The following is a 20082-nucleotide window of genomic DNA, read 5'->3' as shown; positions in this document are numbered from 1 at the left end:
CCCGGTGCGGGCGCGAATCGTCATGACCGGGGACGAGATTCGCAGCGAAGGGCCGCTGCACGCGGGACAGACCCGCGATTCGATCGGCCCGATCCTGCCCGATCTGCTGGCCTGGCACGGCGTGCAGACCCAGGACCGGGTCCATCTGCGCGATGCCGCCAACGCCTTCGACGAGGTGCTGACCGCCGCCTCCGACTGCGATCTGCTGGTGATCGTGGGCGCGACCGGTGGCGGCGCGGCCGATCAGCTGCGCGCGGCATTGGACCGCGCGCGGGCGAGCATGCTGGTGCGCAGGCTGCGGCTGCGGCCCGGCGGTTCCACGGTGGTGGCGCAACTGCGTTCCGGTGCGGTGATTCTCGGCCTGCCGGGCAATCCGTTCGCCGCCGTCGCGACGCTGCTGGCCTTGACGCCCGCCCTGGTGTCGGGCCTCACCGGGACCACGCGGGAGCGAGTGCTCCGGGGGCCGCTGGTCAATGCCGGTGCGATCTCCGGTCCGGTGGCGCGCATCGTCCCCGCCCGCGCGGTGCCCGCCGGAGGCTGGGAGGGCGACGCCAGCATCCGCACCGCGCACCTGGCCGGACTCCTGCACCGCGACGGCCTCGTGGTGGTACCCGCCGACGCCCGCGACGGCGACCTCGTGGAGTTCATCCCGCTGCCCGACTGATCGGCTACCGCACCGCCCGATCCGCCGCCGCACCATGCGGCGCAGTGAGTTCGACCACTGCGGCGGGGACGGGCCCGTGGGGGCGGGTCCACCGGAATGGGTCGCTGCCCGTACCTTCGCGGCCTCTTCCGCCGAGAAAGCTATTGCATACCAACCGGTTTGCGAGTGGTTCGAGATCAGGCGCATGTGATCGGGTGGTCCGCGTGGGAGATGAGCACGACGGCACGGTCGACGGTGACGGCGCGGACAGCGCGCCGACCGACCTGCCCTTCCTCGCGGGCCGGGTCTACGACACCGAGGACAGACTGATGCAGCGCGCCTACACCTTCGCCTGCCCGGTCCCCGGCTGCCCCCATCTGCACGAGGACCGCACCGACAGCCCGCCGGAGATCTGGCGGGCCCGCGTGCAGTCGGCCCTGGCCCGACACCTCGCGGCGGCGCACCCGGATTGGCGTCCGAGCGCCGACGGCTGACGGCACGTCGACATCCGCGCGCACCTCACCCGCGCAACGCGTCGATGATCTTCTGGATCCGGCCCACTCGGGTCTCGGGACGCTTCGCCGCCACTACATCTCGAACCCACCCCCGACGCTTCGAGTAACCGCACGCGTCGAAGGCGTCGCGCAGCCCCCGCCCAGCACCGCTACCGCCTCCGGGGGAATGGGGATATACGCCCCGCCACCCCGGGCGGAGCGGATCGTCCCCTCGAATCGCAGCATGAAATCCACGATATCGCGCACAATCGAGCAGGGCACCGGATTGCCTCCGCGATCCTGCAGCAAACCGATCGGCCAGGTGAGAACGGGCTGGTCGGAAAGGCGCACGGAGTTAGCCGGAATGGCGGATAATCGCGTGTCACCGGTCACCATCAGTGTGTTAACAAATATTAAGCGGCCGAGAACCGAACGTTTCCAAAGCATCACCGATACCGCCCCGAAACCTCCTCGGGGCGAGACGTTTCGGCCGGTCATCATGGATCAACGCAGGTCGAACGGCGTCGGCGGCAGGCAGGCCGCAATCGCACAGTGACCGCCACGTTGCGGCGATCTCACAACTCACAACGCGGGTTCGCGCACTGTGAGAGAATCGTTTTGACGCCCGCTATGACGTCTTTACAGTCGATGCAGCAGCCCAATTTCCACAGCTCGAAGGGGGCGTCATGGCAAACCCGGGGACCGATAGCTCGTCCGCCGATGCACTGCTTCGACTGGGGAAGTATTTCAACCGCGGTGAAGTGTCCGCGGACCTGCGCACGGTCCACAAGGTGGGCGGACGCGATGCCGACGAGTTCTACCGGGATCGCTGGGCGCACGACAAGGTGGTGCGCTCCACACACGGCGTGAACTGCACCGGCTCGTGCTCGTGGAAGATCTACGTCTCCGACGGCGTGATCACCTGGGAATCGCAGCAGACCGACTACCCGTCCGTCGGCGCGGACAAGCCGGAGTACGAACCGCGCGGCTGCCCGCGCGGCGCGTCCTTCTCCTGGTACACGTATTCGCCCGCACGGGTGCGCTACCCCTATGTGCGCGGCGTCCTGCTCGAGCTCTACCGCGCCGCCAAGGCCGAACTCAAGGACCCGGTGCTGGCCTGGGAGTCCATCGTCGAGAATCCCGAGCAGGCGAAACGCTACAAGCACGCCCGCGGCAAGGGCGGCTTCGTGCGCGCCGAATGGTGGGAGGCCGCCGAGATCGCGGCCGCCGCCCATGTGTACACCATCAAGAAGTACGGGCCGGACCGGGTCGCCGGATTCTCCCCCATTCCCGCCATGTCCATGGTCAGTCACGCGGTGGGCGCGCGGTTCATCTCGCTCATCGGCGGATCCATGCTGTCGTTCTACGACTGGTACGCCGACCTGCCGGTGGCCTCGCCGCAGGTCTTCGGCGACCAGACCGACGTGCCGGAGTCGGCCGACTGGTTCGACGCGGGCTACCTGATCATGTGGGGCTCCAATGTGCCGGTGACCCGTACCCCGGACGCGCACTACATGACCGAGGCCCGCTACCGGGGCCAGAAGGTGGTCGTGGTCTCCCCGGACTACGCCGACAACACCAAGTTCGCCGACGAATGGGTGCCCGCCCGCCCGGGAACCGATGCGGCGCTGGCCATGTCCATGGGCCACGTGGTGCTCAAGGAGTTCTTCGTCGAGCGCGACACCCCGTACTTCCGGGACTACGTCAAGCGCTACACCGACCTGCCGTATCTGATCACGCTGGACGACAAGAACGGCGTGTGCGTACCCGGCAAGTTCCTCACCGCCGCCGACCTCGGGCACACGGGCGAGGGCGTCGAGTTCCAGACGGTGCTGCTGAACGCCGACGGCGACCCGACGGTGCCCAACGGGTCGCTCGGTCACCGCTTCACCGAGGCGGGCAAGGGCAAGTGGAACCTGGATCTCGGGGATGTCGATCCCCTGCTGACTCTGCACGGCCGCGTCAGCGACGCCGCGGCCGTGCAGCTTCCCCGCTTCGACGACGGCACCGCGGGCGTCATCACCCGCGGCGTGCCCACCACCGTGGTCGCGGGCAAGCGGGTGACCACCGTCTTCGATCTGCTGCTGGCGCAGTACGGCGTGGCGCGCACCGGCCTGCCCGGCAGCTGGCCGACCGGCTACGACGATGCCAGCGAGCCGTACACTCCCGCCTGGCAGGAGACCATCACCGGCGTTCCGGCCAAGCAGGCCGAGCGCATCGGCCGCGAATTCGCCGACAATGCGGAGAAATCCCAGGGCCGCTCCATGATTCTGATGGGCGCGGGCACCAACCACTGGTTCCACTCGGACCAGATCTACCGCGCCTTCTTCACCCTGACCCTGCTCACCGGCTGCCAGGGCGTGAACGGCGGCGGCTGGGCGCACTACGTGGGCCAGGAGAAATGCCGTCCGGTCACCGGTTGGTCCACACTGGCCTTCGGCCTGGACTGGCAGCGCCCGCCGCGGCAGATGCAGGGCACCGTGTTCTGGTACCTGGCCAACGACCAGTGGCGCTACGACCCGTTCACGGCGGAATCGTTCTCCTCGCCGCTGGGTGCGGGGCGCTTCGCCGGGCGCACGGCCGCCGACAATATCGCGCTCGCCACCCGGCTCGGCTGGATGCCCAGCTACCCGACCCTCAACCGGAACCCCCTCGACCTGGTGGACGAGGCCGAGGCCGCGGGCAAGACTCCGGCCGACCATGTGGTGGACGGCCTCACCTCCGGCGAGCTGCGCTTCGCCTGCGAGGATCCGGACGCGCCGGAGAACTTCCCGCGCGTGCTGACCGTGTGGCGCGCCAATCTGCTCGGGTCCTCCGGCAAGGGCAACGAGTACTTCCACAAGCATCTGCTCGGCGCGGACTCCAACCTGCAGACCACCGACACCACGGGGGTGCGCCCGCAGGAACTGGTGTGGCGCGAGCGGGCCGCCACCGGCAAGCTGGATCTGCTCATGTCGCTGGACTTCCGGATGACCAGCACCACACTGTTCTCCGATATCGTCTTCCCGGCCGCCACCTGGTACGAGAAGCACGATCTGTCCTCCACGGATATGCACCCGTTCGTGCACGCCTTCTCCCCCGCCATCTCCCCGCCGTGGGAGGCCAAGACCGACTTCGACGCGTTCCACCGCATCGCCCGCGGATTCTCCTGGCTGGCGGAGAAGCATCTGGGCAAGCGCAAGGATCTGGTCGCGGTACCGCTGCAACACGACAGCGCCGACGCGCTGGCCCAGGCCGGTGGTCGCGTCCTGGACTGGAAGGCCGGGGAATGCGAACCGGTCCCCGGTAAGACCATGCCGAAACTGGTTGTGGTCGAACGCGATTACCCCAGCGTGGCGGAGAAGATGGCCGCGCTCGGACCGCTGGTCGAGACGGCCGGGCTCACCGTCAAGGGTGTCACCACCCTGCCCGATGCCGAGGTGGAGTACCTGAAGGGCGTCAACGGGACCGTGGTTTCCGGTGTGGCGCAGGGACGTCCGTCGCTGGCCAAGGACACCCACGCCGCCGAGGCCATCCTGGCGCTGTCCGGAACCACCAACGGCCGACTCGCCGTGGCGGGGTTCCACGCGCTCGAGCAGCGCACCGGCACCCGGTTGGCCGATCTGGCCGCCGAACACGAGGGCAAGCGGATCTCCTTCGCCGACACCCAGGCCCGGCCGGTGCCGGTGATCACCTCACCGGAATGGTCGGGCAGTGAGACCGGCGGGCGGCGGTACTCGCCGTTCACCATCAATACCGAGCGGCTCAAGCCGTGGCACACGCTGACCGGCCGGCAGCACTTCTACCTCGACCACGACTGGATGATCGAACTCGGCGAGCAGCTGCCGATCTTCCGGCCGCCGCTGGATATGACCGCGTTGTTCAGCGAGCCCGGCGTCGGCAATGTGAGCGAGAACGGCGTCACCGTGCGCTATCTGACGCCGCACTCCAAGTGGTCCATCCACTCCGCCTACCAGGACAACCTGCATATGCTGACGCTCTCGCGCGGCGGGCAGTCGATCTGGATGTCGGACAAGGACGCCGCCAAGATCGGTGTCGCGGACAACGACTGGATCGAGGCCGTCAACCGCAACGGCGTCGTGGTGGCGCGCGCCATCGTGTCGCACCGCATGCCCGAGGGCACGGTGTTCATGTACCACGCGCAGGACCGCGCGGTGGACGTGCCGCGCATCGAGGGCACGCCGAACGGCGCCGGAGCAGCCTCGAATGGCAGTGGGCCGAACGGCAACGGGGCGAACGGCTCCGGCTTCGTCGGCAAGGGCAAGCGCGGCGGCATCCACAATGCGCTGACCCGCATCATGATCAAGCCCTCGCATCTCATCGGCGGCTACGCACAGCAGTCCTTCGCCCTGAACTACCACGGCCCCACCGGAAATCAGCGCGACGAAGTGACGACTATTCGGAAGCGCTCGCAGGAAGTGGAGTACTGACATGCGCGTCATGGCACAGCTCGCCATGGTCATGAACCTGGACAAGTGCATCGGCTGTCATACGTGCAGCGTCACCTGCAAGCAGGCATGGACCAATCGCGGCGGCACCGAGTACGTCTGGTTCAACAATGTGGAAACCCGCCCCGGGCAGGGGTATCCGCGGCAGTACCAGGATCAGGAGAAGTGGAAGGGCGGCTGGACGCTCAACCGCAAGGGCCGCCTCACATTGAAGTCCGGGTCGCGAATGAAGAGGCTGCTGAACATCTTCGCCAACCCGGACCTTCCCACGGTAAGCGATTACTACGATCCGTGGAGCTACGATTACGACAATCTGCTGTCCTCACCCCAAATCGATACCACTCCGGTGGCGCGGCCCAAATCGCTGATCACCGGCGAGGACACGAAGGTGACCTGGGGCGCGAACTGGGACGACGACCTCGGCTCCGGCCCGGAACAGGTCGGTAGGGACCCGCTGCTGTCCAAGCTGTCCGACCAGGTCAAGCTGGAATTCGAGCAGACCTTCATGTTCTACCTGCCGCGCATCTGCGAGCACTGCCTGAACCCCTCGTGCGCGGCATCCTGTCCCTCGGGTGCCATCTACAAGCGCGCCGAGGACGGCATCGTGCTGGTGGACCAGGACAAGTGCCGCGGCTGGCGGCAGTGCGTCACCGGCTGCCCGTACAAGAAGATCTACTTCAACCACAAGACCGGCAAAGCCGAGAAATGCACCTTCTGCTATCCGCGCGTGGAGGTCGGCATCCCGACCGTGTGCTCGGAAACCTGTGTGGGACGGCTGCGCTACATCGGCGTCATGCTCTACGACGCCGACGCGGTGCTGGAGGCGGCCTCGGTCGAGAACGACAAGGATCTGTACCCGGCGCAGCTGGGCGTCTTCCTGAATCCGCACGACCCGCGGGTGGTCGCGGAGGCCGAGCGGGCGGGCATCTCCACCGAATGGATTCAGGCGGCGCAGGATTCACCGGTCTACAAGCTCATCGTCGACTACCAGATCGCGCTGCCGCTGCATCCGGAATACCGGACCATGCCCATGGTCTGGTACGTGCCGCCGCTGTCGCCGGTGGTGGACGTGCTGTCGGAGACCGGGCACGACGGGGAGGACCATTCGAATCTGTTCGGCGCGATCGACGCGCTGCGGATTCCGGTGGAGTACCTGGCGGAGCTGTTCACCGCCGGTGAGGTCGGACCGGTCCGGGCGGCGCTGCAACGGCTGGCCGGGATGCGGTCGTTCATGCGGTCGATCAATCTCGGGCAGGAGCCGGATCTCTCGATCCCGGAGGCGGTGCGACTGGAGCCCGAGGAGATCGAGGCCATGTACCGGCTGCTCGCCATCGCCAAGTACGAGCATCGGTACGTGATCCCCAGCGGCGCGACTTCCCGTGCGCACGAACTGGATTCGCTGGCCACCGGATGCAGTTTGGACACCGACGGCGGACCGGGCATGACGGCCTACGACTACATGGCGGACAAGTTCCACCTGAGCGATACCAATGGCGCAGCGCCGGAGGAGAAGTCGAACCGGATCAACCTGCTCAACTGGGACGGCAAGAAGACCGACGGGCTGGTGCCGACCCGTGACGGGGGCAATGGGTCTGCGGCCGACGGCAACGGGCACAACGGCACCGAGCCCCACGGCGATGGCGCGCACGCCGCCACCGACGCGGACCCCACACCCGAGCCGAGCGGAGTTCGTCGATGAAGCTGCTCACCCTGCGGCGGCGGCCGGAACCGACGGTACGGATGTCGGAGCGGGACCGCCGCCTGGTCTGGCGGATGGCGGCCCTGTGCCTGGACTACCCGTCCGAGGACATGTTGCGCACCGTGCACGAGTTCGGCGGCGCGGTAAATGAACTGCCCACCGAGGTGCGCGTCCAGCTCGGCGAATTCCTCGCCCACCTGCGCGACACCGATCCGCTCGAATTGGCCCAGCGCTATGTCGAGACCTTCGACATGCGCCGCCGCGCCAGCCTGCACCTCACCTTCTACGCCTACGGCGACACCCGTAAACGCGGGATGGCGCTGCTGCGCTTCAAGCACGCCTACCGGCACGCGGGCGTCGAACTCGGCGACGAGGAGCTGCCCGACCACCTCCCGGTGCTGCTGGAATTCGCGGCCACGGTGGATCCCATCGGCGGGGAACGGCTGCTCGGCGAGCACGTGCCGGTGCTGGAGCTGCTGCGACTGTCGCTGTCGGACAACGGGTCCCCCTATGCGGCCGTGCTCGCCGCCGTGACGGCCACGCTGCCGCCGGTGACCACCGCCGACCGCCGCCGCATCGCCGAGCTCGCCGCCCAGGGTCCGCCGGAGGAAGCTGTAGGCATCGGTCACTCCGCAGGCTCCGCTCCTGCCGGCCTCGAGCCCTTCGCCATGGACCCCATGATGTTCGCCGGATCGGAAGGCCGCCGATGACCACCACCCTCTGGATGACGCTGCCGTACGTGGCCTTCACCTCGTTCCTGCTCGGCCACCTGTGGCGCTACCGCAACGACCAATTCGGTTGGACCACACGGTCTTCGCAGGTCTACGAATCGCGCCTGCTGCGGCTGGGCAGCCCGCTGTTCCACTTCGGCATGCTCGGCGTCATCGGCGGACATGTGGTGGGCGTGTTGATTCCCGCGTCCTGGACCGCCGCCATCGGCATCTCCGACCACCTGTACCACGTGGCCGCCGTCTCCGCCGGAACGGCGGCCGGCGTCGCGGTGATCGTCGGCATCGCCATCCTGCTCTACCGCCGCGTCACGGTGCCCGCCGTCCGCAAGGCCACCACCCGCAACGACAAGCTCATGTACGTCCTGCTGGCAGGTGCGCTCATCACCGGCATGCTCAATACCGTGGGCAGCAACCTGCTGTGGGGCACCTACAACTACCGCGAGACCGTATCCCCGTGGTTCCGCAGCCTTTTCACGCTGCACCCGCAGCCCGAGCTCATGGTCGGCACCCCCTGGACCTTCCAGGCGCACGGCCTGATCGTGCTCGCCCTCATCGGCGTCTGGCCCTACACCCGCCTGGTCCACATGTTCAGCGCCCCGATCGGCTACTTCGTCCGCCCCTACGTCGTCTACCGCAGCAAGCCGGACACCGCCCCGGACAAGCGCCGCTACGCCCGCGCCTGGGACTCCCCGGTCCTGCCGCCGCGCTAGCCGTCACCACGGGCGTGGGTACTTCTACCTCAGCGGTATAGAATGGTAGAAACGCGCCCGAGACGTGGGAAAGAGGAACACGCGGTGAGCCTCAATATCAAGAACGAACATGTACACGCCCTCGTGCGCGAGGCCGCGCGCCGCACGGGGATGTCGCAGACCAGCGTGGTCGAGGAGGCCATGCGGCGTCTGCTACGGGAACTCGATTCCAGCACCGCGGTCACCGCCGCCGTCCAATGGCAGGAGGTCGAGGACATCTTGACCGACCTGCATTCGCGGCTGACACCGGACAGCCGCACCGTGCTCACGACGGACGATCTGTATGACGAGCAAGGCATGCCCGCGTGATCATAGATGCGTCAGCCTTGCTCGCCATCGTGCTCGATGAACCGGAGTGCGCCGACTTCACCCACGCGATCCTGGTCGCGGCCGATCCGATGATGTCCGTGGTCAACCATCTCGAAGTCGTCATCAAGGCGGATCGCCATCCGGATCCGGTTTTCGCGCGTCGCACCGATCAGCTCATCCGGCGATTGCGCATCGAACTCCAGCCGGTATCCGTCGAGCAGGCTGCCATCGCCCGCAGCGCCTATCGTGACTTCGGCAAGGGCAGTGGGCACCCGGCCCAACTGAACTTCGGCGACTGCTTCGCCTACGCCCTCGCGGTCGCCACCGACAGACCGCTGCTGTACAAGGGAAATGACTTCGTGCACACGGATATTCGCGCGGCACTGTGAGTGGTCGCCACTCATAGCACCCCGGACGAGCCCCGTCGGCGGTGGGGAAGTTCAGCCGGGGGCGGTCATGGCTAGCAGGCGTTCCCTGGTGAACCGCTCGGCCAGCAGGGGGAGGAAGGTTTCCACCTTGGCCTGCCGCGCCACCCGGTTGTAGGTGGAGTACAGGAGGTGGTCGATGGTGTGTTCGTCGGTGTGGTCGCCGAACTCCCGCAGTAGGCGGGCGGCGGCGGCCTCGAGTGCGAGTTTCTGATCGAGAGGAAGATCGCCGCGCGGATGCGCGGCATGATCGACAGGACTCTGTGTCATCGCGAACTCCGGCAGGTGAACAGTTCGGAGTCGGCGCCCACCGTGGCGGTGTACGCCATGAATAGAGATTGCCGCTGCCGCCTTGCCGGAAAACGAACACCCGGTGAACGGCCGGTGCGCTCACCAGCGGGCGGCGCGGGCCAGTCGATGCGCCTGCTCGTTGAGCGCGTGACCGCCGTGGCCCTGAATCCACTGCGCACGGAAGGGCAGTGGCCTGCCCAGGGCGCGATCGACATGGTCGAGCACCCGATCCGACACCGGGAAGGGCAGCCCTTCGGCGGCACGGCGCCGGATCGCGGTATTGACGGCGGCCACGGCCTGCTCGCAATCGGAGAGGATACGCAGTTCCCGCTCGAACAACTCGGGCGCGGCGGCGGTTTCGCAGATGGCGATGATCTCCGATTCCACCGAACTCCGGCCGTCCACGCATCGCCCGCCGCGGCTGCGCCCGTCCTCGGCCGCCCAGCCGTACCCACCCACCTCACCGTATCCGGAGGCGTCGGTGGCGACGGTGAGCGGTCCCGACGGTATCCCGCCCACCGGGCGCGGGGTGATCGGCTCGCCGCCGGGTCCGGGCGGCGCTGTCGACCGCACGGCCAGCCGCAGCCGGTCCGCCAGCTCACCGCCGCCGGTGCCGAACAGCGTGAATCCTGCTCGGTCCCAGCTGTCGCGATGCTCCCACACCACCCGCCGCACGCGGTCCCACAGCGCCCGGTGCGCCCGCCCCACCGCGTCGGCGGCGGCGGTACCGCACCATTCCCGCACGGAATCGGTTGCGGCGTCGACCAGTTCGACGATGATGTCGCGCGAGTCCAGATATCGGCGCAGCGCCTCCCGCCGCTGCACACGCAGTTCGGCCAGCTGCTCGTACCCCTCGACCACGCGCGGCAGCGCCGCCTCGAGCGCGGCGCCCGACAGCGGGCGCGCCGCCGCCACCGCGTCGTCGAGTTCCGCCCGCAGCGTGAGCTCCAGCGCCTTGAAGGTGGCGTACCAGCGCTCCGCCACCGCCGGATGGTCCGATCCGGGCACCCGCGCACCACCCAGCGCGCGCCGCACCACGGCCACGAAACCCGCCTCGTCCAGAGCCAGCAGGCGCAGCGCCGCCGGAGTCGGCGTATCGGTCAGCCAGCCGTGCGTCACGGCCCATCGCCACCAGTCGCGCGACGGCAGCCGGGTGCGCAGCGGATCGAGTCCGCAGGCGCGCATGGCCGACGCGAACGCCGCCTCGTACTCGGTAGGCAGCAGCAGCGACAGCACCCAGGCGCACACCTGTTCGTAGCCTTTGGGACCCGTGCGCCGCGGCGGCCGCCGGCCCGCCCGCAGCCGGGCCAGGGCGGCGACGCGCAGTGCCTGTGCGCGGTGCTCCAACTCCGCGAGTTCGGCACGCTCCCGGCGGCTTCCGCCCCGCAGTTTCAGCAGGCACAGGTCCCGCATGAGCAGCGTTTCCCAGTAGTAGAGCGCGTTGACGCGAGGTTCGCGCAGCGCGTCGGCGTGCAGGGCGGTGAGCAGCTCCGGCGCGGCCGTCTCCTCGATCTCCGCCCAGCAGGCATCCAGCAGCGCGTCGAAATCGTCTCTCAGGGAATCGATTACGCTTTCGCAGGCGACGTTCTCGGCCACCTTTCGACGGTAGCCGCCACCCCCGACAGATCGGAGGTCCGCACCGGTGACACCGTTCAGGCCGACGACAGTTTCGCCAGATTGGGAAAGTTGCTGATCTCCCAGCCGCCGTCCACCACCAGTTCGGTGCCGGTGATGTAGGAGGCGTCGTCACTCGCCAGGAACAGGCACGGTGCGGCGATCTGCTCCGGTGTCGCCGCCACGCCGAGCGGAATCCGTTCCAGGAACATGCGTTCGGCGGGCTCGTAGGACAGCACCGGGGCCACCAGGGGTGTGTCCACGAGTCCGGGCAGCACCGTATTGACCCGAATCCGGTACGGGGCCAGCTCCACCGCGGCACTCTTGGAGAACATGACCACCCCCGCCTTGCCGGTGGAGTAGGCGCTGCCCGCGGGCATGGGGATGCGCCCGTCCAGGGACGAGATATTCACGATGCTGCCGCCGCGCCCGGTGTCGCGCATCAGCCGGGCCTCGTGCTTGGTACACAGGAAAACGCTCTTCTGCACCAGGTCGACGGTGAAATCCCAGTCCTCGACCGCCATATCGGTGATCGCGCCGATACGGGAGCCGCCCGCCACGTTGAAGGCCATGTCCAGGCCGCCGAACCGCGCCGCCGCCACCGCGATCCCGGCCTCGACCTGTTCCTCCACCGTCACATCGGCGGTGACGGGTACGAAGGCGTCGCCGAAGTCGGCGGCGCGCTCGCGGAGCCCGTCGGTGTCGATATCCAGCCCGACCACCCGCGCGCCGGCGCCCAGCAGGGCGGCCGCGACGGCCGCCCCGATACCGGAGGCGGCACCGGTCACCACCGCCGTGCGGTCGTCGAATCCACCGTCGCTCACGCCTGTTCCCTTCGTCGTCCGGCGCGCAGGAAGCGGCCGGTGCGTTCGACGCCGAGCGCCGGTGACCGCCGTCCCGCGCCGAAGACGTACCGTCCGTTCACCAGGACCGCCGTGACGGTGTCGTCATTGCGATTCACCATGCGCGACAGGCCGTCGTACTCCGGGACCGCCTGCTCGGCGTACTCCTCGAGCCCGGCGTCCAGCCGTTCGGGATCGACGACGAGTACATCGGCGCGGTCACCCACCCGCAGATGACCGGCGTCCAGGTCGTACCAGTCCGCGAGTTCGCCGGTCACCCGGTGCACCGCCTGCTCCACGGTCATGAACGGCCGCCCGGCCCGCTCGTGGTCGCGCACCCGCCGCAACAGCCGCAGCCCGAAGTTGTAGAAGGCCATATTTCGCAGGTGCGCGCCCGCGTCCGAGAATCCAAGCTGCACACCGGGATCGGCGGCCAGCCGGTTCAGCACCTCGGTTCGGTGATTGGAGATGGTGGTGCGCCAGCGCACCTTGGAGCCGTATTCCACCAGCAGATCCAGGAAGGCGTCCACCGGGTGCACGCCACCGCGCTCGACGCCCACCTGGCCGAAGGTCTTGCCGATCACGCTGTCGTCCGGGCATTCGGTGATCTCGGCGTCGAAGAAGTCGCGGTGCCACACCCGCGGCCCCCACTTCTTCTCGTAGTCCGCGCGGAACCGGCGCCGATACTCCTCCTGCGCGAACAGCTCCTGCCGCCGCTCCAGCTGATCGGACAGGTGCAACGCCGCGGCACCGGAACCGAACTCCTCGAAGACCGGCAGGTCGATGCCGTCGGAGTACACCTCGAACGGAACCGGCAGATGCTGCCAGCGAAAGTCGCCCCCGAGCGCGTTGAGCACCCGTGCGATCCACGGGAAGATGTGCACCACACCGGGAATGGCCTTGATATCGGCCGCCGACAGCAGACTGACCTTGAGGCGGGGCCGGATGATGCCGAGGCTGCTCGCCGCCATGGCCACCAGGCTCTGGGGCCGCGCCACGTCCGGGCCGCCCTGCAGCGCCCGCCCGCGGCGACGCAGAATCGCGTTGAGCCGCCGCCGTTCCCGGGTGGTTGCGTAAGTGGAGGGCAGCGTGCGGGAGCGGCAGACCTCGCCGTCGAGTTTGTCGAACAGCAGCTGCTGCGAGGACATGCCGACGAAGCCCGCGTCCAGGGCCTCGGTGAGCCGATGCTCCATGGCGCGCAGCTCCGCCTCGGTGGGCCGCACCTCGGGCCGGGTGGCCCGGTCCAGCCCCATGAGCGCGACCCGGATGTCGGAATGCCCGATGAAGGCCGCGAGGTTCGGGCCCAGCGGCAGCGCTTCGAGGGCCGCCACATAGCCGTGCGCGCTGTTCCAGGTCTTGGCCCCGTCGACGGCGGCGACCACGTGCCGCCGCGGAATGGCCTCCACCCGGCCGAACAGATCACCGGCCTGCGAGCCGTTCACGTGAATGGTGGACAGCGAGCAGGAGCCGAGCAGAATCGTGGTCACCCCGTGCCGCACCGATTCCGACAGCGACGGATCGAGCAGCACCTCCACGTCGTAGTGGGTGTGGATGTCGATCATGCCGGGCATAACCCAGTGGCCGGTGGCGTCGATGACGGTGCCGCAACCGGTTTCGTCGAGCGGTTCGGCGCTGACGGCGGCGACGCGGCCGTCCCGGATGCCCAGATGCCGGATGGCCGAGGGCGCGCCGGTGCCGTCGAACCAGCGCCCGCCCTTGATGACGGTGTCGAACACGGAACTCACCCCACTGTCACATCGCGACGCAGCACCTTGCCGGTCACATTGCGCGGCAACGGATCCGAGGTGATCCGCCACACCGCCGGAACTTTGAAGTAGGCGAGGCGCCGCGCTACGAACTCGCGCAGCTGCTCCTCGGTGACGGCGGCCGGATCGGCGACCACCACCACGGCGGCGACCTGCTCACCCAGGTCGTCGTGCGGCAGTCCGACCACCACCGATTCCAGCACCGCCGGATGTTCGTCGATGACATTCTCGATCTCGGTCGGGTAGACGTTCTCCCCGCCGCGCAGAATGAGATCCGAACGCCGACCGGCCATCTGGAGCCTGCCCTCGCTGAGGAATCCGAAGTCGCCGGTGCGCAGCCAGCGGTGTTCGTCGATGGCGGCGGCGGTGGCGGCCTCGTCGTTCCAGTAGCCGAGCATGACGTAGGGGCTGCGCACGCAGATCTCGCCCGACTCCCCGTCCGGCAGCACAGTGCCGTCGGGATCGCGGATCTCCACCGAGACGCCCACGATGGGGCGGCCCACCGTCTCCGGATGCGCGGCCAGTTCCACCGGATTGGCCACGGTGGCGGCGGTGCCGCTCTCGGTACAGCCGTAGCTGGTGGTCAGCGCGACCTGCGCCACCGGCAACCGCTCCCGCAGCCGCGCCTGCAGGGCCGGTGAGGAGGGGGCCGTATTGAGCGAGAAGGCCGTGAGCGAGGACAGGTCGTAGCGCGACAGATCGTGGTGCAGCATGCGGCTGGCCATGGTGGGCACCGCCGCCCAGTGCGTGACGCGCTGGGACTCGATCAGCTGGCACAGCCGGTCGACGTCGTACGCGCCCTGGTAGATGACCACGGTGTCACCGGTGACGATGCGCGGCACCGCGAGGTTGTGCAGGCAGGCGATGTGGAACAGCGGCGAGGTCATGAGGTAGCGGCGACCGCGCGGCGCGGGGTCGTAGTCGCGGCCCAGGAAGCCGTCCAGCATGCCGTCGGTGAAGCGGTGATAGTTGCTGATGGCCACCAGGTTCCGGTGCGTGTGCACCACGCCCTTGGGGCGACCGGTGGTGCCGCTGGTGTAGAGGATCACCGCCGGATCGTCTTCCGCCACGGCCGTTCTCGGGAACTCGCCGCGGTATTCGTCCACCAGGATAGGCAGGTCGCGCTCCATGGTGAGCACCGGAATGCGGGTTCCGGTCTCGGCCAGCAGTTCCGCGCGTTTGGCGTCGGCGATCACCACCACCGGCCGCGTGTGCTCGAGCCCGTAGGCGATCTCGCGCGGGGCCCACCACGCGTTGTAGCCGACCGGGATCGCACCCAGGCACTGGGCGGCCCAGAAGGTGAGCACCCAGTCCGGATCGTTGGCGGCGAGAATGCCGATGCGGTCACCCTTGCCGATGCCGTAGCGCTGTGCCAGGGCGGCGGCCAGCGCACCGGCCGCCTCGGCGTGCTCGGCGAAGGTCACGGTGCGTTCGGCGGTGACCAGATAGTCGCGATCGCCGTGGACGCGTGAGCCTTCCAGCAGTTCCAGCAACGACCGGGCCCGGTCCGCGAGCAGCGGGACGGGTGCGCCCAGCACCTCTTCGACGGTCAGCTCGAATGGTCCGCCCGGACCGGTCAGCTTGGCGGCCACCTGGGCGGCGAGTGCCTGGAGATCGACGGCATTCGTCATGAGTCACGTCCTCGACTGTCGTTCACGGCCGCGTACACGGCTCTCAGATAGGCGTCGCAGCGCTCCGACCCGATCAGGCCGGTCGCCATGCGGTTCATGGCGTAGGCGACGGTGATGCGGTGGTCGAGGTCGTTGACGACCATGGCCCCGCCCAGACCTCCCCACCAGCACACCCGGCCCTCCGGAACGCAGGGCGCGGTCTGCGGTTGCGGCAGACCGTAGCCGATGCCGAACCGCAGCGGCAGCAGAATCGCCTGATCCACACCGTCGGACTGCTGCCGGAAGATGAGGTCGATGGTGCTGGGCGACAGGAACTTCCGGCCGCCGAGTACCCCGCCGGCGCTCACGATGGACTGCACGCGGGCGATGGAACGGGCATTGCCGTGCCCGCCCACGCCGCCGATCTCGGCCTGCCGCCAGGCCGGGGTGGCGACCGCGTCGAAATCCAGCAGGGGTTGGAACAGCGTCTTGTAGAGCACGCTGTCCCGTGGCAGCTGGGACTGGTCGAACTGCATCCAGTCCGGCGGTACCAGGGTGGCGATTCGGTCGAAATGCTCCGGAGCCGTGCCGATGTGGAAGTCGGCCCCGAGCGGTCCGGCGAGTTCCTCGGCGAAGAAGCGGCCCAGGGTGCGGCCGTCGATACGGCGGATGAGCGCGTCCACCAGGTGCCCGTAGTTGAGGGCGTGATAGCCGGAGGCGGTGCCCGGCTCCCACCACGGCGGCTGCGCGGCCAGCCGCTGCTGCGACGCCGCCACATCGTAGATATCGGTGAGTTCGATGGGCGCTTCCCAACCGGACACCCCGGAGGTGTGCGACAGCAGGTGGCGCACCTCGATATCCGCCTTGCCCGCGGCGGCGAACTCCGGCCAGTAGTGCGCCACCTTCCGGTCCACGTCCAGCTCACCGCGATCGACCAGGAGCAGGGCGCACAGCGCGGTCATGGTCTTGGTGATGGAGAAGGTGTTGACCAGGGTGTCCGCACCCCAGCGGCGGGTTCGCCCGGGGTCGGCCCAGCCGCCCCACAGGTCCACCACCGGCGCACCGTCCACCGTGACGCACAGGGAGGCGCCCAATTCCGCGCCGGATTCCACCTGTTCGGTGAAAGCCGTTCGCACACGCTCGAATTCGTCCACACAGAAACCGGCGACAGTGCCCATTTCCGTCCTCCTAGACCCGGATGGCGGCGCGCGCCGGTACCGGCAGCGCGTATCCCGAGGCGGCGGCACGCCTGGCCCCCCGCTCCATTTCCTTCATGAGATCGCGCACGTACGGCTCGAATTCGATCTGGATCGTGTGTCGCGGCGAGTCGTAGTAGCGCCCGGTGCGGTGGGCCTCGGCCGCCTCGATATCGGCCCGCATCTCGGCCTGCGACGGCAGGTGGTAGTTGCCGGTCAGATAGGCGGCCACCAGTTTGGACTGCTGTTCGGCGAAATTCACCAGGGTCGGCAGCGGCTGCGCCAGGCCGAGGTAGAAGAGATTGTCAACGCCGGGTTTGATCATCTGCCGGAACAGCGGGAAGACGTTGCGCGCGTCGGGTTTCAGCGCCGGATCGGCGAAGAACGGGAAGGAGATGTGATACCCGGTGGCGCATACGATCACATCCACCTCCGCCACACTGCCGTCGGCGAAATGCACGCGCGGGCCGTCCAGCCGGGTGATGGCCGGTTTGAAGGTGATGTCACCGCAACCCGCCCGGTGCAGGAATTCCTCACTGGCCGACGGATGCGCCTCGAACGGCAGGTGATCCGGCTCGGGCAGCCCGTAGTTCCGCATATGGCCGCGGTTCTTGACGACGAAGCGCTGCTTGAGCTTCAGGCCCAGCTTGGGCGGCATCCACGCCGGCATGGACGACTTGTCGCCGACCTTACCGTTCACGTACTTCGGCAGCACCCAGACGCCGCGGCGGGCGGACAGGTAGAACTCCGAGGCGATGAAGCGCTGCGACAGTTCGGTGGCGATGTCCAGGCCGGAATTGCCCATGCCCACCACCACGATGCGCTTGCCGCGCATGTCGACGGGGTCGAACGGGTCGTTGTAGGCGTGCGAATGCATGAGCACGCCGTCGAATTCGCCCGGGTAGTCGGGCATGCGGGGATCCCAGTGGTGGCCGTTGCAGACCACCACCGCGTCGTAGACCTCGGTGCGGCCGGTGTCGGTGGTGATGGTCCACAATCCGTCCGCAGCACGGCGCGCGTCGATCACTTTGGTGTTGAAGATGATTCGGTCGCGCAGCCCGAAATGGTCCACGTAGTCCCGGAAGTACCGGTGCAGCTGCGAATGGTGCGGGAAATCCGGCCATTCCGCCGGTGCCGGGTAGTCCTCGAATGCCAGCCGGAACTTCGAGGTGTCGATGTGCAGGCTCTGATAGCAGGCCGACATGCCGTTGGGGTTCTTGAAGTACCAGTTGCCGCCCACCTCGTCGGAGGCTTCGTAGCAGTCGAAGGGGATGCCGTACTCCGCGAGCCGCTTGGCGGCGGTGATTCCGGACGGGCCCGCGCCGATCACACAGACCCGGGGCAATGCGCGTGTATCCAATTCACTCTCCCTGTTCGGCCGCGGGTCGCACCGTCGGGCCGGACGTGATGTGCCACACACGCTAACACTCACTTTACAGCGTGTCTAGTGAGTGAACGTACGTCTATCATGGGGGCGTGACCCGGACCGATGAGCACACCCCCGCACCCGCGCGGCGCACCTCGCTGCGCGACGAACAGAAGCGACTCACCCGCAACCGACTGATCGAGGCGGCCACCCGGCTGTTCGTCACCCAGGGCTACGCCCAGGTCCGGGTGGACGACATCGCCGCCGCCGTCGGCTGCAGCCGCGCCACCTTCTACCTGCACTTCACCGGCAAACCCGACGTGCTGCGCGCCATCGCCGAACAGGGCACGCTGCCCAGCGTCCAGCACTTCTACGAGGACCTGGACCATGTGCTCGACAGCGGCTCACGCGCCGAATTCGCGGCCTGGATGCGACGGGCCATCGCCTGGTTCCAGGAATACAAGGACCTACTGCCCGCCTGGGACGAGGCGACCGCACTGGAACCCGAATTCCGGGAGATCGCCCGCGCGGGCATCCTCGCCCTGCCGAATGTGATGACGTCCTATCTGTCCCGCTGGCCCGAGGCGCAGCAGGACGAGGCGCGGCTGCGCATCGAGTTGCTGGTGGCGCAATTGGAGCGGTTCTTCACCCGCTGGGCCATGCAGGGCACCATCGACGTCACCGCCGAGCAGGCGGCCGAGGTGCTCACCGATATCTGGTTCCCGGCGCTGCGCACGCCCGGCGCGTGAGCTACGGGGCGCTGGTGCGCGCTCGCTCCAGCTCCCAGAATGCCCGCAGGGCAAGGATTCTGCCGTTCGCGTCGACCCGGTAGGTGACCACCGCGTCCACCTCCACGACCAGGTCGTCACGGGTGTTGCGAATGGTGGTCACGAACGCCGCCTCGTCACCGCACGCGAAGGAGTCCGCATGCCGGAACTCGATCACACTGCGCGCGATGGCCTTGTCCCAGAACGCCGCGATGGCGTCCCGGCCGCGATGCCCCACCCCCGTCGGGTCGTACGGCGACCGGCACGAGGCACACCCGCACCGTCGCCGGATATACGCATCCGCACCGCAGCGGTCAGGGCGCACGCGCTCATCGGGCGATGGGACTGCAGGCCAGGTAGCTGGTTGGGCGGCTGGGCTCAGCGGGGGGCGGGCCGGGTGGCCGGGCCGTCGAGGATCTCGCGGCATTCGGCGGCGGTATGGCCGGATTGCAGGCAGTTGGCCCAGTCGATCTGATCCCGCACCCAGGGACTGGGTTGCTGGGCGGCGGTGGCCGGGGTCAGCGAGGCGGCGGCGGTGGCCAGGAGGAGCACTGCGGTGGCGGTGAACCTTTTCATGGCAGTCCCCTCCCGGTGCGGATCATGGTGTTCGCACTCCAGGATGCCAGGTCCGCGAGGGATTCGCCGGGAGTTCGCCGGATTGCCGAGCCGCGTCCGGGCGGACTACGTGTCGGAGTTCGGAGCCAGGTCCGGCAGCGTACGCAGCTGTCTGCGGGAGGTCACGCCGAGCTTGCGGAAGATGTTGCGCAGATGGGCGTCCACGGTGCGCGGACTCAAGAACAGCTGTGCGGCCACCTCTTTCGAGGTCGCGCCGGTCGCGACCAGGCGCGCGATATGGAGTTCCTGCATGGTGAGCTGGTCGTAGGTGGGTTTGGTGCGGCTGCGCGCCGATTCGCCGGTGGCCCGCAGCTCCGCCGCGGCCCGCCGGGCGAAGGCCGCCATACCGATATCGGACAGCGATTCGTGGGCGGCCCGCAGGTGCTCGCGCGCTTCCTTGCGGCGGCCCTGTCGACGCAGCCACTCCCCGTAGCGCAGCCGCGCTCGCGCGCGACTCGGCAGCAGTGGCGCGGCGTCCAGCTGGGCGAGGGACTCGTGATAGTCGTCCTCCGCGTCC

General features: G+C 68.4%; 19 protein-coding genes. 9 read left to right on the top strand and 10 right to left on the bottom strand.

The window, feature by feature from the left end; translation table 11 throughout:
* The 8 genes from QK444_RS12990 to QK444_RS12955 form a co-directional block, all read left to right on the top strand.
* Window positions 1-664: molybdopterin-binding protein (locus tag QK444_RS12990; RefSeq protein ID WP_282780074.1), on the top strand; the 664-nt coding region annotated here is incomplete at its 5' end.
* A gap of 203 nt (window positions 665-867) precedes the next feature.
* Window positions 868-1137: a hypothetical protein gene (locus QK444_RS12985; protein ID WP_282780072.1), complete on the top strand. Its 270-nt coding sequence runs from the start codon at window positions 868-870 to the stop codon at window positions 1135-1137.
* Window positions 1138-1823: 686 nt separating this feature from the next.
* On the top strand, window positions 1824-5567 hold the full coding sequence (locus QK444_RS12980; RefSeq protein ID WP_282780071.1) for a nitrate reductase subunit alpha: 3744 nt from the start codon (window positions 1824-1826) through the stop codon (window positions 5565-5567).
* A gap of 10 nt (window positions 5568-5577) precedes the next feature.
* Window positions 5578-7284 (top strand): nitrate reductase subunit beta, encoded by a 1707-nt coding sequence (narH, locus tag QK444_RS12975; RefSeq protein WP_282780078.1) that lies wholly within the window; start codon window positions 5578-5580, stop codon window positions 7282-7284.
* Entirely contained in the window at window positions 7281-7994 is a 714-nt protein-coding gene (gene narJ, locus QK444_RS12970) for a nitrate reductase molybdenum cofactor assembly chaperone (RefSeq protein WP_282780069.1), read from the top strand. The genes narH and narJ overlap by 4 nt, the downstream gene beginning before the upstream one ends.
* A complete protein-coding gene (gene narI, locus QK444_RS12965) occupies window positions 7991-8725 on the top strand; it encodes a respiratory nitrate reductase subunit gamma (protein ID WP_282780067.1) in 735 nt (244 codons plus the stop codon). Before narJ ends, narI begins: the two co-directional genes overlap by 4 nt.
* 84 nt (window positions 8726-8809) lie before the next feature.
* The gene (locus QK444_RS12960; protein ID WP_158453202.1) at window positions 8810-9073 is read left to right on the top strand and encodes a type II toxin-antitoxin system VapB family antitoxin; all 264 of its coding nucleotides are present in this window, start codon (window positions 8810-8812) and stop codon (window positions 9071-9073) included.
* Entirely contained in the window at window positions 9070-9462 is a 393-nt protein-coding gene (locus QK444_RS12955; RefSeq protein ID WP_282780064.1) for a type II toxin-antitoxin system VapC family toxin, read from the top strand. The genes QK444_RS12960 and QK444_RS12955 overlap by 4 nt, the downstream gene beginning before the upstream one ends.
* A 51-nt stretch (window positions 9463-9513) precedes the next feature.
* Here QK444_RS12955 and QK444_RS12950 read toward each other — a convergent pair whose 3' ends face one another.
* The 7 genes from QK444_RS12950 to QK444_RS12920 all read right to left on the bottom strand — a co-directional run bounded on the left by QK444_RS12950 (window position 9514) and on the right by QK444_RS12920 (window position 18177).
* On the bottom strand, window positions 9514-9768 hold the full coding sequence (locus QK444_RS12950) for a hypothetical protein (RefSeq protein WP_282780062.1): 255 nt from the start codon (window positions 9766-9768) through the stop codon (window positions 9514-9516).
* Window positions 9769-9888: 120 nt separating this feature from the next.
* Window positions 9889-11385, bottom strand: coding sequence for an RNase H family protein (locus QK444_RS12945; RefSeq protein ID WP_282780060.1), 1497 nt, complete (start codon window positions 11383-11385; stop codon window positions 9889-9891).
* A gap of 56 nt (window positions 11386-11441) precedes the next feature.
* A complete protein-coding gene (locus tag QK444_RS12940; RefSeq protein WP_282780058.1) occupies window positions 11442-12227 on the bottom strand; it encodes an SDR family oxidoreductase in 786 nt (261 codons plus the stop codon).
* Entirely contained in the window at window positions 12224-13981 is a 1758-nt protein-coding gene (locus tag QK444_RS12935; protein ID WP_282780076.1) for an amidohydrolase family protein, read from the bottom strand. The genes QK444_RS12940 and QK444_RS12935 overlap by 4 nt, the downstream gene beginning before the upstream one ends.
* A 5-nt stretch (window positions 13982-13986) precedes the next feature.
* Window positions 13987-15642 carry a class I adenylate-forming enzyme family protein gene (locus QK444_RS12930; RefSeq protein ID WP_282780056.1) on the bottom strand — a complete coding sequence of 552 codons (1656 nt, stop codon included), beginning with the start codon at window positions 15640-15642 and terminating at the stop codon, window positions 13987-13989.
* The gene (locus QK444_RS12925) at window positions 15639-16799 is read right to left on the bottom strand and encodes a serine hydrolase domain-containing protein (protein ID WP_282780054.1); all 1161 of its coding nucleotides are present in this window, start codon (window positions 16797-16799) and stop codon (window positions 15639-15641) included. Before QK444_RS12925 ends, QK444_RS12930 begins: the two co-directional genes overlap by 4 nt.
* Window positions 16800-16809: 10 nt before the next feature.
* Window positions 16810-18177: an NAD(P)-binding domain-containing protein gene (locus QK444_RS12920; protein WP_282780053.1), complete on the bottom strand. Its 1368-nt coding sequence runs from the start codon at window positions 18175-18177 to the stop codon at window positions 16810-16812.
* A gap of 116 nt (window positions 18178-18293) precedes the next feature.
* On the opposite strand from QK444_RS12920, the gene QK444_RS12915 reads away from it, so the two are divergent.
* Window positions 18294-18932 (top strand): TetR/AcrR family transcriptional regulator, encoded by a 639-nt coding sequence (locus QK444_RS12915; protein ID WP_282780051.1) that lies wholly within the window; start codon window positions 18294-18296, stop codon window positions 18930-18932.
* Between the two features lies 1 nt (window position 18933).
* On the opposite strand, the gene QK444_RS36460 is transcribed toward QK444_RS12915, so the two are convergent.
* From QK444_RS36460 to QK444_RS12900, 3 genes are all read right to left on the bottom strand, one after another.
* Entirely contained in the window at window positions 18934-19188 is a 255-nt protein-coding gene (locus QK444_RS36460; protein WP_349239522.1) for a nuclear transport factor 2 family protein, read from the bottom strand.
* Between the two features lie 140 nt (window positions 19189-19328).
* Window positions 19329-19526: a hypothetical protein gene (locus QK444_RS12905; RefSeq protein ID WP_282780047.1), complete on the bottom strand. Its 198-nt coding sequence runs from the start codon at window positions 19524-19526 to the stop codon at window positions 19329-19331.
* Window positions 19527-19631: 105 nt separating this feature from the next.
* Window positions 19632-20082, bottom strand: a 451-nt coding sequence (locus tag QK444_RS12900) for a helix-turn-helix transcriptional regulator (protein ID WP_282780045.1), incomplete at its 5' end; no start/stop codon positions are given.

The organism is Nocardia sp. CC201C, from assembly GCF_030010695.1.
Classification (GTDB): domain Bacteria; phylum Actinomycetota; class Actinomycetes; order Mycobacteriales; family Mycobacteriaceae; genus Nocardia; species Nocardia otitidiscaviarum.
Note: the sequence above shows the minus strand (reverse complement) of the source record. Positions and strands in the feature narration are given on the sequence as shown.